The organism is Streptosporangiales bacterium, assembly GCA_009379955.1.
Classification (GTDB): domain Bacteria; phylum Actinomycetota; class Actinomycetes; order Streptosporangiales; family WHST01; genus WHST01.
On record WHST01000046.1, the window covers coordinates 1 to 14,066 of the forward strand.

13 protein-coding genes are annotated in these 14,066 nt (G+C 63.1%); 12 read left to right on the forward strand and 1 reads right to left on the reverse strand.

Annotated features, from left to right (window positions below; translation table 11 throughout):
• Nucleotides 1–108: 108 nt before the first annotated feature.
• Complete coding sequence (locus GEV10_15225) at nt 109–540, reverse strand: hypothetical protein (protein ID MQA79808.1); 432 nt, start codon at nt 538–540, stop codon at nt 109–111.
• A gap of 343 nt (nt 541–883) precedes the next feature.
• On the opposite strand from GEV10_15225, the gene GEV10_15230 reads away from it, so the two are divergent.
• The 12 genes from GEV10_15230 to GEV10_15285 all read left to right on the forward strand — a co-directional run bounded on the left by GEV10_15230 (nt 884) and on the right by GEV10_15285 (nt 14,052).
• On the forward strand, nt 884–1,663 hold the full coding sequence (locus GEV10_15230) for an SDR family oxidoreductase (protein MQA79809.1): 780 nt from the start codon (nt 884–886) through the stop codon (nt 1,661–1,663).
• Nucleotides 1,664–1,800: 137 nt separating this feature from the next.
• A complete protein-coding gene (locus tag GEV10_15235; GenBank protein MQA79810.1) occupies nt 1,801–2,526 on the forward strand; it encodes a GntR family transcriptional regulator in 726 nt (241 codons plus the stop codon).
• A 202-nt stretch (nt 2,527–2,728) separates the two neighbouring features.
• Entirely contained in the window at nt 2,729–3,841 is a 1,113-nt protein-coding gene (locus GEV10_15240; protein ID MQA79811.1) for a hypothetical protein, read from the forward strand.
• On the forward strand, nt 3,841–4,857 hold the full coding sequence (locus tag GEV10_15245) for a pyruvate dehydrogenase (acetyl-transferring) E1 component subunit alpha (GenBank protein MQA79812.1): 1,017 nt from the start codon (nt 3,841–3,843) through the stop codon (nt 4,855–4,857). The genes GEV10_15240 and GEV10_15245 overlap by 1 nt, the downstream gene beginning before the upstream one ends.
• Nucleotides 4,854–5,855 carry an alpha-ketoacid dehydrogenase subunit beta gene (locus tag GEV10_15250; protein ID MQA79813.1) on the forward strand — a complete coding sequence of 334 codons (1,002 nt, stop codon included), beginning with the start codon at nt 4,854–4,856 and terminating at the stop codon, nt 5,853–5,855. The genes GEV10_15245 and GEV10_15250 overlap by 4 nt, the downstream gene beginning before the upstream one ends.
• Nucleotides 5,856–5,876: 21 nt before the next feature.
• A complete protein-coding gene (locus GEV10_15255; protein MQA79814.1) occupies nt 5,877–6,629 on the forward strand; it encodes an SDR family oxidoreductase in 753 nt (250 codons plus the stop codon).
• Between the two features lie 62 nt (nt 6,630–6,691).
• Nucleotides 6,692–7,699, forward strand: coding sequence for an LLM class flavin-dependent oxidoreductase (locus GEV10_15260; protein ID MQA79815.1), 1,008 nt, complete (start codon nt 6,692–6,694; stop codon nt 7,697–7,699).
• Between the two features lie 46 nt (nt 7,700–7,745).
• Nucleotides 7,746–8,795 carry a hypothetical protein gene (locus GEV10_15265; protein ID MQA79816.1) on the forward strand — a complete coding sequence of 350 codons (1,050 nt, stop codon included), beginning with the start codon at nt 7,746–7,748 and terminating at the stop codon, nt 8,793–8,795.
• Nucleotides 8,792–10,354, forward strand: a complete 1,563-nt coding sequence (locus GEV10_15270) for a hypothetical protein (GenBank protein ID MQA79817.1) — start codon at nt 8,792–8,794, stop codon at nt 10,352–10,354. Before GEV10_15265 ends, GEV10_15270 begins: the two co-directional genes overlap by 4 nt.
• Before the next feature lie 24 nt (nt 10,355–10,378).
• On the forward strand, nt 10,379–11,326 hold the full coding sequence (locus GEV10_15275; protein MQA79818.1) for an ABC transporter permease subunit: 948 nt from the start codon (nt 10,379–10,381) through the stop codon (nt 11,324–11,326).
• 59 nt (nt 11,327–11,385) lie between these two features.
• Entirely contained in the window at nt 11,386–12,213 is an 828-nt protein-coding gene (locus tag GEV10_15280; GenBank protein MQA79819.1) for an ABC transporter permease subunit, read from the forward strand.
• 3 nt (nt 12,214–12,216) lie between these two features.
• Nucleotides 12,217–14,052, forward strand: coding sequence for a dipeptide ABC transporter ATP-binding protein (locus GEV10_15285; GenBank protein MQA79820.1), 1,836 nt, complete (start codon nt 12,217–12,219; stop codon nt 14,050–14,052).
• The last annotated feature ends 14 nt before the right edge of the window (nt 14,053–14,066 follow it).

Sequence of the window (14,066 nt, forward strand, 5' to 3'; positions counted from 1 at the left end):
TCCAGCCCGTCGATCGCGACGTCGCAGCTGGCCCACTCAGCGGCCGACAGCTTGCTCATCGGATCGATGGCCCGGTTGGCGACCAGCGCGAACAGCACCCGCTCCACGTCAGTGGTGAATCGGCGGGACCCCAGCACCTTGCGCAGCGCGGTATCCACGTCGAGCGCTCGCCACAACCCGTCCAGCAGGTGCACCGTCCCCACCGGACGCGACGCGGCGACCCGCAGCCCGTCCCCGGCCAGCTGTCCAGCTTCGGCCGGCGTCCCGGCCTCGGGTTCGCCGAGGTAACGGTTGATCGAGGTGACCAGGCGGCGCAGCCCGTCGTTGTCGAGCTGATCTTCCCGCCCGAGGTTGAGCAGTACCTGCGCCTGGGTGACCCCGTCGACCCTCTGGTTGTGCGCCAGCTGCACATAACCCACCCAGCCGGTCCTTCGGCACCAGCCGCGGTTCGAAGGTGGCGTCACGGTCGTGCGGCATGTCTAACCCGACCTCGCTGGCCACCGTCTTCAGCGTCGTCCCGTTCCGCGAGTTCGCTGCCACGGCCGGGTCATGCTTGCCAGTGGGGTCGGTTAGGTGCGCGATGCCGGTGTTGCCTCCGGTCCGTCTCCAAGGGCCGCATGAACAGGACGTGCGGATTCACCGTATCCGGCCGCCACGGTATGTGGAGGTAGGCCGTCTGATCCCTTGGACGAGAGCATCAGCCCAGGTCAGGGCGTTTGGCGAGCGTCTCGTCGCAGGTGAGCGGTTTCCACTCAGGTAGCAGATGTGGTCGAATCCGGGTGTGAAGCGACGAGGTCGGCACTGCCACGAACGTGGGCCGGTGCAGCTGCGGGCGGGATCGTTAGTGGAGGCCGTGTGGTTGAGCGGGTAGCAGGGTCTGCCGATGCCTGAAACACGCTGGGCACTGGTGACCGGTGGGTCGGGCGGACTGGGTGCCGAGACCGCGGTGGCGTTGGCTGCGCGCGGCTTCGACGTTGTTGTGGCCTACGGTCGGAGGGCGGACGTCGCAGAAGGTGTCGCGGAACGTGTTCGAAACGGTGGAGTGGATGCTGCGACCGTCCGGCTCGACCTCGATGACCCGTCCGCCTGCGCTGCTGTCGTCGGCGCGCTTGTCGGTGAGCGGGGCGCGCCGAGTGCGGTGGTGCACGTGGCTGGAGCGTTGTTGAGATCCAGTCTTGCGGACACCAGCGACGAGGCGCTTGATCGCATCTTCCGGGTCAATGTGTTCGCGCCCTTCGCCATCGACCGGACGGTGGCGCCGGGGATGCGAACTCAGCCTTCGGGCGGTTCGATCATCCATGTGGCCTCGGTCATCGGTCCGTTGGGAAGCCGGCACCGGACTGCGTACGCCGCGTCGAAGTCAGCGCTCATCGGGCTCACCCGAGCGCTTGCGGTCGAGCTCGCGCCGACCATCCGTGTCAACTGCGTACTCCCCGGTCTCTTCGACACCGAGATGAACGACGCTTTGCGCGCCGATCCAGCTGCGCTCGCCAGTGTCGCAGCGCGGATCCCGCAAGGTCGGCTTGGTCGGCCTGCCGAGTGTGGTGCGGTGGTGGCATTTTTGGCCGACAACGAGGCGAGCTACGTCACCGGTACCTGCCTCGAGGTCGACGGGGGCCTTACCTACCGCCTCGCGGTGCCGTCGTCGGACTCCGGCACCTAGGGCGGATCCCCAACCGGCCTGGGTACCCTATTGTTCCAGGTCGGACTGGCGTTCACGCGTCAGACGGAGGTACTGCGGAGCCCGACGCCGATCCGGGTCCAACGGTGCTCTCCAGGTACTCACCGTTGGAGGTTTGATTGACACAGCGCTCGACACATGGCCTGACGCCCGCGCCCAACCGCACCTCCGTGAGTCATGTTCTCGACGAGCTGCGTGAGGCCATCAGCTCGGGCGAGCTGCCGCCTGGCACGCGGTTGATCGAGCGTGACCTCGCGGATCGATTCCAGTTGTCCCGTGGACCGATCCGTGAGGCGGTCAGGGCGCTCAGCTACGAGGGGCTGGTCACGGTCCGACCGAACCGTGGTGCTGTTGTCAGCGCCATCGCCGCGGAGGATGTGCTCGAGGTCTACGTTCTGCGTGCAGTGCTCGGATCGGTGGCCATCCGGCAACTCATCGGTGCGGACATGGTGACCGAAAACGTCGTGAGCAGGCTGCGTAAGCTCGCCGACCATGCGAAGAAGGCGAGTGTCCGCGGCAAACAGGCGAGCCTGGTCGACGCCGACCTAGCTGTGCAACAGGGGATCATGGATGCCTGTGGACTTCGTCGGGTCGCTTCACGCTTCGTCGAAACGACCACTGAGGTTCGGATGTTCGTCGCCACATCCGGGGTCCGGTATGTCGACGTCGATCAGATCCTCAAGGAACACGACGCACTACTCGCCGCGATAAGGGCCAAGGACGCCCACCTCGCCGAGACGCTCTGGCACGAGCGGATGCACACCGCGGTCAAGGAATTCCTTGCGCTGACCCCCGACGGCGAGACGATCGCCAACGATCGGCCGTGGTTGTGGCAACTCCTCTGACGTCCCTGCTCTGACGGGCGATCGATCCCGCAACTGCGGCATGCTTCGACCCGCCCACGCCGGTCAAAGATGCGAGCTCGATTCGTGAATCGGGACAAAACAACCGGCAACCAAGAGTCTTGACAGGGTCATCGGGCCTGGGCAGGATGGCAGACAATCTACGATCGCGACTACGAGATTGGTTGACTGGAAGGCGAGCCCGATGGACGTTGTGCTCCCCAAGAACTCATTGACCATGACAGAGGCGGAACTCGTCGCATGGCACGTGAGCGAGGGGGAGCACGTCGAGATCGGCACGCGACTGTTCACGATGGAGACCGCGAAGGCGCAGGTCGACATCGAGGCGTCGGCAGCTGGCGTGGTGTGCCGGATCCTGCGTCGGGAAGGTGAGGTCGTCCTTGCCGGAGACGTTGTGGCGGAGCTCGCCGTCGATGAGCCCGCTACCACTGGATGGGAGGATTCCTCTCCTGTCGCACAGCGCAAGGTTGCGAGCGGAGCCGCAAGTCTTGCCCGCGAGCTGGGTATCGACCTCGAGGTCGTCCGCGGAACCGGCACCGGCGGGCGGGTTCTCGAAGAGGATGTCATCCACGCCGCCGGGACGGTCGCTGAAGGAGCGCTGACGGACGCGTCCCCGCCGCAACCGACGTCGAAGCCTGCTGACCCCACGGGCGAGGCCGGAGTGCTGCGGACTGAACCTGTCACGATGTCGAAGGCTCGTCGGTCCGGGCTACGACTCACCGAGTCAGTGGGCACCGTGCCTGTCTTCCATCTCGCTGGCAGGCTCGACTTCGCCCCGGTCTGGGATGCCATGGTGGCGGACGGTGCGTCGGTCACCGATGTCCTCGTCCAGGGATGTGCACGTGCTCTGCGTCGCGTACCCATCGCGAACGCGTGCATTCAGAACGGTGAGGTATGGCGGTATCTCGACATCCGGGTGGCGGTACTGACCCGCTCCGGCGATGCGTTGGTCCCACTCGTATTCGCCGATCCTGATCGTCGCGCCTTGCACACACTCCACCATGTGCGTCGGGAGCTGATGGGGCACCTCGGCGTCACGCCGCTTCCAGTCGACGCAACGAGGTCGCCGACCTTCGTGATATCCAACATCGGCAGAACCGGTGTGACGTGGTTCTCGACGGTCCTGTTCCCCGGCACGGCACTTACCCTCGCATTGGGCGGGCTTCGCTCCGATCGCACTGCCGATGCCGTACTCACCTGCGATCACCGGATACTCGACGGCGTCGATGCCGCGGAGTTCCTGGAGTCAGTCGCGGCCGAAATCGCTGACGTCAGACCTGGATCGGAGGTCGCGTGATGGTCACTGCTCCCACGGCATCGAACCGAATCGGCACGGAGGTCGCGCTCGGGATGCTCCGCACGATGCTTCTCATTCGACGGTTCGAGGAAGCGATGGTCGACCTCTACCAGCGCAACCTCATCCCGGGGTTCATTCATCCTGCGATCGGGGAGGAAGCGGTGCATGCGGGGGTGCAAGCGCACCTCCGCGGCGTCGACCACGTCGCGGCCACCCACCGCGGTCACGGACCGGCCATCGCAAAAGGCCTTGATCTGCAGGGAATGATGGCCGAGGTTCTGGGTCGCCGGGATGGTTTGCTCGGTGGGCGTGGTGGGTCGCTCCACGTGGGGGACTGGACGCAGCGTTGCCTGCCGGCTTCACCGTTGGTAGGCGGGAACATCGCCACGATGACAGGGGTCGCCCTCGCGCATCGAGACTCCGGCGACGGGGGTGTCGCCGTCGCGTACTTCGGCGATGGTGCGCTCAACCGTGGCTCGTGTCACGAGGCCGTCAACCTCGCCGCAATCTGGCGCTTGCCCGTGGTGTTCGCGGTCATCGACAACGGGTGGGCGATCTCGGTGCCTCGCTCGTACGCGACAGCCGGAGCTCTTCCCGACCGGGCACGAGCGTATGGAATACCAGGCGAGGTGGTCGACGGGAAAGACGTACTGGCTTGTTACGAGGGCGCGGGGAACGCGGTCGCGCGAGCGCGTGACGGCGGCGGCCCGAGCATGTTGTTCTTCGATTGTCCACGCGGCTATGGGCACGAAGAAGGTGATGCGCAGGAATATCGGGACCGCGCCGAATACGACGCCGCACGCGCACGCGATCCGATACCAGCAGCAATCGCTACCTTACGCGCGATGGGCGTACTGACCGACGAGCTGCTCACCGAGCTCCGTCAGGATGTCGAGTCGCAGGTGAGCCGGGCCGTCAGGTTCGGCATGGAGAGCCCGGAGCCGGACGGCGCGGAAGCATTCAAGTTCGTTCGCCCGTCGCAGCAGCAAGACATCAACCCTGGGACGAAGTCATGACCGAACACTTCACCTGTCGGGATGCCGTCATCGAGGCCCTCGACGAAGAACTTGGTCACGACCCCACCGTATTCGTGATGGGGCAGGACGTCGGTCGTATGGGTGGCAACTTCGCAACGACCAAGGGCTTGCACACCAAGTGGGGAGACCGCGTCAGGGACACCCCGATCTCCGAAGACGCGATGGTGGGTGCTGCCCTCGGCGCTGCCATCGCTGGACGTCGACCGGTCGTCGAGGTGATGTTCTCGGCGTTCCTTGGTTGCTGCATGGACGAGATCTGCAACCACATGAGCCAGATCTACTACGTATCGGCGGGCAATGCCGTACCGCGTATGACGTTACGCACAGTCAACGTGCTCGGTCGATCGTCCGGGTGTCATCACTCGGGCCGACCGGAGAGTTGGTTGATGCACCTCCCCGGTCTCGTTGTTCTTGCACCCGCGACACCTCGGGACGTCAAGGGAATGCTGAAGTATGCGATCCGAAGCGACGATCCCGTGATCTTCATCGAGAACGCGATGCTCTACAACGAGTCCGGGCCTCGGGGTCCAGAAGGTGAGCTGATCGGGTTCGGCACGGCCGACGTGGTCCGGAGTGGGGACGACGTCACGATCATCACCTACTCCGGGGGGGTCCGCACAGCACTCGCCGCGGCAAAGGTACTGGCCCTTCGCCAGATCTCTGCTGAGGTCGTGGACCTGCGCAGTCTGGCACCGCTCGATCTCGAGACTATTCTCGGCTCGGTCACCAAGACGGGCAGGACGGTCGTACTCGCAGAAGACGTCCGCACCGCCGGCGTCGCGGCGGAAGTTGTTGCACGAGTCACGGAGCAGGCCTTTGCGCACCTGCACGCAAGTCCGGTGCGCATCACGGCCGCTGACACACCCGTCCCCTTCGCCCCCGCACTCGAAGAGGCGATCACCCCCACGACCGGGGACGTCGTCGCCGCGGTGGCACAGGTATGCGAGACGAAGCTCTCCGACAGTCCCAGCAAATGAGCGTCGAGAGGAAGGTGACCGATGAGTGAGTCAGCTGAAGTCGGTGACACTACGGGTTTCGCGGGCAAACACGTGATCGTGACCGGCGCCGCCAGCGGTATCGGGCGCGCGTGCGCTGTCGCATTCGCAAAGGCCGGGGCGACCGTAGCCGCCCTCGACATGGACGAGGCCGGCCTCGGTCGACTCTCCACCGAGGTGCCCGGCTGTGTTGCCTACCGGGCGGATGTGACCAAGCGAGCCTCAGTGCGCGACGCGATCAGCGCTGCCGTCGACACCAACGGCCCACCGACTGTGTGCGCCAACGTGGCAGGTGTATACCCCCTGACCACCCTCGCCACCGTTACCGAGGAGCGTTACCGCACGATCATCGACGTCAACCTCCTGGGCACGGTGCTGACAACTCAAGCAGCGGTGGAAGCCATGCCGCAGTCAGGTGGCGCGATAGTGAATTTCGCGTCCGTCGATGCATTCACGGCGAAACCTGATCAGCTCATCTACAGTGCGGCTAAGGCCGCAATCGTTTCTGTCACACGATCGCTCGCGATCGATCTGGCCGACAAGTGCATCCGAGTGAACGCGGTCGCACCAGGCCCCGTTCGCACCGAGCCAATGATCACAAGTGGTCGGCTCGAGAAGGCGATCAAGAGAGTTCCTCTGGGACGCGTTGCTGAACCGTCAGAAATCGCAGGAGTGGTCATGTGGCTATGTGGACCCGAGAGCTCGTTCATCACGGGCGAGACGATCGTCGCCAGTGGTGGTTTGCTGATCCGCTGACAGTACGCGCGGTGAACGCACGCACCTAGATCGAGTCATGCACACACATCATCGGAGCTCAGATGAAGGCATACCTGTTCCTACTAGGCCACCAACCGACGGAGATCGACAGTCGCGAGGTGTACGAAAAGTTCCTAGACGACGGAGCCCTCGCCGAGGACCTTGGTTTTGATGGCCTATGGGCCGCTGAGCATCATTTCTCCAACTACTCGATAATACCGAACTCGTTGACCCTGGCAACGGCACTCGCCCAGCACACCCGACGAATCCGGGTCGGCAGTGCCGTCGTGGTCCTACCGCTACACAACCCCGTCCGTGTCGCCGAAGAGATCGCGATGGCGGACCAACTGTCGGATGGTCGCGTCGATGTGATGTTTGGCCGCGGATTCGAGCCGTACGAGTTCTCCGGTCTAGGCACACCTATCGAGGAGTCCCACACCCGCTTTGACGAAGCGCTCGATATCGTGTCTTCTGTCTTGCGGGAGCCTGACGTCAGTCACACAGGTCAGCACTTCAGCTTCCCTCCGATCACACTGGCTCCGCGTCCGCTGCAGAGCCCTGCTCCGCCGCTGTGGCTCGCGTGCGGTTCAGAGCAGTCGGTGAAGAACGCCTTGGGTCGAGGCATGAACATTGCTCTCACTGCCGGTATCGAGGGCCTGAGTAAGGCCGAGCAGCTGATTCGCGCGATCGATGACCAGTCCAAAGCGTCAGGGGAACGACCGCACGTTGCCGTGCAGTGCAACACCTACATCTCAGCGAATGACGAAGCAAACAACCGTGCGGCCATGGAGACCCTCTACATCAATCGCTTGGCGAGCCAACTGCGCACGGGCACACATACGGTCCGCAACGGTCTCTTGGCCGAACCACCAGTCGGTGAAGGCGAGCCCAGTGTCGAAACCATCCTCAGCTCTACGCTGATAGGGACCGAGGAACAGGTAGCCAAGAAGATCGCGACGTTCGAGAGCATGGGTGTCACTCATCTCTCCGTCACCTTCCGGTTCGGGCGCCTCAGCGACGAAGAAGTCCGTGCGTCGATGACGGCGTTCATGCGACTGCTGCGGCCCTAGGCCGTGGATCCGAGAGCCACTACTGATCCAACGAGATGTGAACGGTGTGAGCGCAGCGATGACATCAGACAGTCCGGGACATGAGGTTAGTGCCGCCGCGTTGCGCGAGGTCATGAGCCACTTCGCCACCGGCATCACGATCGTCACCGCCCGATGGGAGGAGCACGACTATGGAATGGCCGCAACCGCGATCGCATCCGTGACTCTCGAACCGCCCACCGTCCTGGCTTGTCTGAACCGGAGCAGCTCCACCCACAAGGCTGTCACGAGCAGTGGTTCGTTCGTGATCAGCATTCTCAAGGAGGAGCAGGCGGACCTTGTCGGGCGATTCGCGTCGGACTCCGATCACAAGTTCACCGACGTTCCTGTGGTGCGCACGCAGCGGGGCGAGCCGCTGCTCGCCGACTCACTTGCCAACTTGGAGTGCCGCGTAACGTCGACGCACGACGCAGGTACACACGAGATAGTTCTCGGTGAATTGGAAAGAGTGCACATCCACTCCGGCGAGCCGCTGATCTACTACAGACGCAGGACTGGCCGGTTCGAGGATGGCATACGCACGAAAACGGCACAGAGCCCGGACCGCGAGCTCGTACGCGACGGTACGGAGGATGCGGACAACGGAGTGGATCGTCTCCGCGCCAAGCTGGCAATCGACGTCGGCGTCATCAGCCTGCTCGAGTGCAACCCCAGCGGGGACGACCTGGCGAACCTGAGGGATCAGGCGCAACGCAGCCTCGAGCTTGTGTCGGACCGCCGGTATGTCAGCGACGTGTCTCAGTATGTAGAGGCGGTCACGGGATTCCATGAAGAACTTGTCTGGCTCTGTCGAAGTCGGAGCCTAATGACGGCATATCGCTGTCTTGGGATTGGGAGTGTGGTGCTTCCGGCAATCACAAGATCTGACTCGCGTAGAGAGGAGATAGCGCTTGGCCGAATGGCCCTTGTCGACGCGCTGGCGTCAGGCGACAAGGACGAGATGCAGAGGCACGTCGTTGCACAGCATCGTCGGGCCGTGGGACTACAACGGGCCGCCGTCCGGCCACCACAGAGTCGTCACTCAGTAGGACCTACGCATTTTAGGGGTAGAGGATGATGTCCGAGAACACGCAAAACGTGAAGTTGAGCCGCCGTCGAGTCCTCCAGCTGGCTGGTGCGACCGCGGCCTTACCGTTGAGCCAGGGACTGGTGGGATGCGTGGGGGCGCCGGCGGAGCAGGGGAAAGGTGGTGGTGGCGGCGGAAAGCTCATCGTATGCATGAGCGAGTCGCCGTCCACGCTCGACCCCGCCTTCGCGATCGATCGGCCGGAGTATTCGGTCACCTCGTGGGTGTATGACAATCTCGTGCGACTCGACCACGAGTTGAACGTAAAGCCGTCGCTTGCACTCGAATGGACATCGAACAAGCAAGCGGACGTGTGGAAGTTCCGGTTGAGAAAGGACGCCAGATTCACCAACGGCCGACGAGTAGTGAGCGACGATGTCGCCTTCTCACTGCGGCGGTTACTGGACAAGAAGGTCGCTTCACCCGGACGAACCGAGCTGGCTGTCATCGAGCGAGTCGAGATACCCGACAACGAGACGGTCGTCCTCAGGCTCATCGGCCCATACGCCGAACTCCCTGCGCTCATGGCGACGAAGTGGGCGCGCATCGTGGCGAAAGAGGGAGTCAAGGACCTCAAGACCAAACCGTTGGGGTCGGGTCCCTACGAGTTCGACGAGTACGTCCCGCAGTCACATGTGAGCGTGCGCGTACGAGATGATTACTGGGACTCCGAAGCTGGACGGATGAAAGAGATCTTCCAGCGCACGATACCTGACAATGTTGCGCAGCTGAACGCTCTCGAGAGCGGCGACGTCCACATCGTCGCAGACGTGCCCGTCGAGTTCTACGACAGGGTGAACGACGGTGAAGGCCTCCGGATCGAGCAGTCGTCCGCGGCACAGTGGTTCCCGATGGTGATGCGAGTGGACAAAGAGCCGTTCGACGACCCCCTGGTGCGGGAAGCGCTGAAGTGGTGCATCGATCGGCAGGAGCTGATCGACGGACCGTTGGACGGGCATGGCGTCTTGGGGAACGATCAACCGGTGCCACCGTCGAGTGAGTACTACGCCGACATCAAGCCGAAGGAGCAGGACATCGGCCGTGCCAAGCAGCTTCTCGCGAAGGCCGGCTTGCCCGACGGATTCACCCACACGATCGTGGCTTCCACGGACACGCCCTTGCGTGCCGACGTGGCAGTCGCGATCACGCAGATGGTGAAGAAGGCAGGCATCACCTTCAAGGTCAAGACCGTCGATCCAAACACCTATCTGAACCGAGTGTACAAGAAGGGATCTCTCTATATCGGCCAGTGGGGTCAAGCTTATCCGCTCGACTCGTTGCTCACTCCCCACTTCGCCTCCGATGCATCACTGAACGAGTACCGGTACAGGGAGAAGAAGCTGGACAAGGCGCTCATGGCCGCCCGCGCGGCGGTTGACGATCAACGGAGGAAGGAACTCTACGGAGACGTGCAGTCGATCATCGGTGGAGAGGGACCGATCGTGATCCCGTTCTTCACGCGACGGTTCTCCGGTGTTCGGTCGGGAGTCAAGGGGTACGAGGCAAGTGCCCTGCTCAACTTCGACCTTCGCTACGTGGACCTCCGCTGACCCTGGCGAAACGGATGTGTCGAGATGGTCGTCCTGGTATTTCGTCGCCTGGCATCGTTAGCCATCACCTTCTGGCTGCTGTCTGTCCTTGTGTTCGGGGCAACGCAGATCCTCCCCGGTAACGCTGCGACTGTCATGCTCGGCCCGTACTCCAGTAAGGCGGCGCAGCAGGCGCTGACCAAGGAGCTCGGCTTGGATCGGCCGGCATGGGTGCAATACGGCACCTGGCTGAAAGGTTTCGTGACGGGAGACTGGGGGACGTCCATCTCCCTCGGCCAAGAGAGCCGCACGATCGTGATGACCAGCCTGGCCAGGTCGATGTACCTGGGCGTCTTGGCCGTCGTGTGCGTCGTGATCGTGGGCATCGGTCTCGGCTTGGTGGCTGCGACACGACGTGGCTTCCTGGACCAAGGCATATCCGCGGTGTCGTACGTAGGAATATCTGTGCCAGAGTTCGTGTCGGGTCCGGTGCTACTACTCATCTTCACCGGAGGTGGTCTTGGGCTGCTGCCTGGTTCGGGGTACGGGGATCCCAAGGACGGCATGATTTCCTTTGTCTCGCACCTCGTGCTACCCGCGGCCGCGGTCACCCTGCTGTTGTTGGCGTATGTGATCCGAACGACGAGAACCAATGTGGCCGTCGAACTGAGCAGGGAGTACGTGAGAACCGCGCGCCTCAAGGGAGTGTCGGAGGCGGGTGTGGTGGTGCGTCACGTACTCCGCAATGCGCTACTGCCAGTGATCACTGTCATAACGATGAACATCGGTTGGCTTCTTGGCAGCGTGGTAGTGGTGGAGGAAGTGTTTGCTTATCCTGGAATAGGCCGGTTGACATTGTTTGCTGTCAACAACCGGGACATTCCGCTCCTGCAGGACTGTGTCATGGTCCTCGGTATCGCGACAGGTATTGCCAACCTGCTGGCCGACGTCCTCTATAGGTACGCGAACCCAGTGTTACGGGAGTCGTCGTGACGACCACAAGTCGGCGGTACGGACCGTTCCTGGCAGAGCTCGGCCGTAGGTGGAGGTCTGTGGTTGCCGGCAACCGTCAACTGGTCGTGGGTGGCGTGATCTGTGTCGTGTTTGTCGTCATGGGAGTAGCGGGTCCGTACATCACGCCCTACTCGCCGTTCGACGGAGATACGGCCAGTCGACTCGCCACTCCGTCGCTCGCGCATCCGTTCGGTACCGATGCGTTCGGCCGGGATGTACTTAGCAGACTGATGGCCGGTACACGGTACGCCCTGGTGACCGGCGTCGGGGCGATCGGCCTAGCTGTCGTGATCGGAGCGTGCGCCGGGCTGATCGCGGGATACTTCCGTGGCTGGATCGACGAAGTCCTAATGCGACTGACGGATGTAGCGCTCGCAGTGCCATCGGTCATTCTCGCTCTGGTCATCGTGACGTCGCTGGGGAGCTCGGTACGGAACCTCGTCATCGCGATCGGCGCGGTCTACGCGCCACGCATAGCCCGAGTGGTACGCAGCAGGACACTCGAGATCAGGGAGCGAGACTTCGTGGTCGCAGCGCGGGCGCGAGGCGAGAACCACCTGTATGTGATGGCAGTGGAGATAGGTCCGCACACCGCGTCTGCGCTGGCGGTAGAGGCGAGCATGCGGATGTCGTTCGTCCTGTTGCTGCAAGCTGCTCTCTCGTTTCTCGGACTCGGGTTGTCGCCGCCGGCCCCGGACTGGGGTCTCATGATCAGCGGAAGCAGACTCCAGATGTACTCGGCGCCGTGGCTGATCGTCTTCCCTTCGCTGGTCATCACGATCACCATCGTTGGATTCAACATGCTGGGCGACGGCATCGTGTCCGCTACTGATCGCACCCTCGATGCCGCCCGACCGAGGAACTGAGATATGAGTGATGACGAGCCGATCCTTCGGATCGAGGGACTGAGCGTCGTGTACCGAACCCGAGAAGATGTGACGCATGCGGTACGAGGGGTGGATCTGGATCTGAAGAGGGGGGAAACCCTGGGCCTGGTCGGCGAGAGCGGGTCGGGCAAGACATCCGTCGCCTTCGCGATCCTGCGGTACCTGGGCGGCGCGGCAGTTGTCGAGGGCCGGATCCTGTTCAAGGGGCAGGACCTTCTTACAGCGGGACCAGATGAGCTTAGCCGGCTTCGCGGCAAGGAGATCGGCATGGTCTATCAGAGTCCCGGTACGGCGTTGAATCCAACGATGACGGTGGGGCGTCAGATATCGGAGGTGCTCCGCATTCACCATCTGGCGGACCGGAAGACGGCGCGGATGCGCGCGGAAGACATGTTGCGGTTGAGTGGTATCCCTGACCCAAATGTCACGGTGAAGCGCTATCCTCATCAATTGTCAGGTGGCATGAAGCAGCGCGTCGTGATCGCAATGGCGCTCGTCGCCAACCCGAGCCTGCTCATTCTCGATGAGCCGACGACGGCACTCGACGTGACGACAGAGGCTAGAATTCTCGATCTGATCAATGAGATCGGGCGCACCAGAGACCTTGCGATCCTGCTGATCACTCATGACCTTGGCGTCGTGGCCAGTCGTGCCGATCGTATGGCAGTCATGATGCAGGGCGAGCTTGTTGAGTCGGGTCGAGTGGCGGACCTGTATGCCCGACCCAAGCACGAGTACACGCAGTCGCTGCTGGCGGCTGCGCGGGGACCGGTGCGGGTCGAGGCAGATGAGACGCCGAGAGATCTAGGCGACGACGTGATGGCTACCTCGAGTGTTCGTGTCGAGTTCCGAGGTATCGGTCGAGCACCTCTCACTGGGGGAAGATCGAGAGTTCACGCCGTCGAGGGTGTGTCGCTGAACATTCGCCAGGGCGAGACGGTCGGGTTGGTGGGGGAGTCCGGCTCAGGGAAGACGACACTTGGCAAGACGTTGTTGAGGTTGCACACACCGACAGGCGGAACCGTGTTGTTCCGCGGTCGAGATGTCGGTGCATTGTCGAGATATGAAGTGAAGAACATGAGGCGGGAGGTGCAGTTCATCTTCCAGGATCCGGCGTCCTCATTGAACCCACGAAGAACGGTGGGCGAGCTGATCGCGCGGCCGTTGAAACTCTACGGCGTCGTGTCGGGACGGGACGCGATCCGGAAGGAGGTTGCCAGGCTTCTGGACCTCGTCAACCTGTCGTCGGACTACGCGTCGCGCCTTCCATCGGAGTTGTCGGGTGGACAACAGCAGCGAGTCGCGATAGCGCGAGCCTTTGGCGCGCGGCCGGAGATGATCATTGCGGACGAGCCGACGGCCTCGCTCGACGTGTCGGTCGCCGCGCGGATTCTCGATCTGCTCCGGAGCCTGCAACGTGAGTTCAACGTCGCCTACCTGGTGATCTCGCACGACATGAGGGTGGTGCGGTCGCTGTGCGACCGGGTCATGGTGATGTACCTGGGCGTGCTCTGTGAGTCGGGCAGGGCATCCGAGGTGTTCGAGCCGCCGTACCACCCGTACACGGAGGCGTTGCTGTCATCCGTGCCGCTGGCTGACCCGAATGTGGAGGCGGAACCGGTGCGACTGACCGGGTCGGTGGCGAGCCCGATGAACCCGCCTCCTGGATGCAGGTTCCACACTCGTTGCCCGCGGAAGCTCGGAGCCGTCTGCGAGGAGACGGTTCCAGTTGAACGCGAGGTGACCCCAGGTCATGTGGTGTGGTGCCATCTGCCCGACGAAGGACTTCGCCGTGACAGTGTCTACAAGCAGGTCTAGACCCGGTAGGAGGA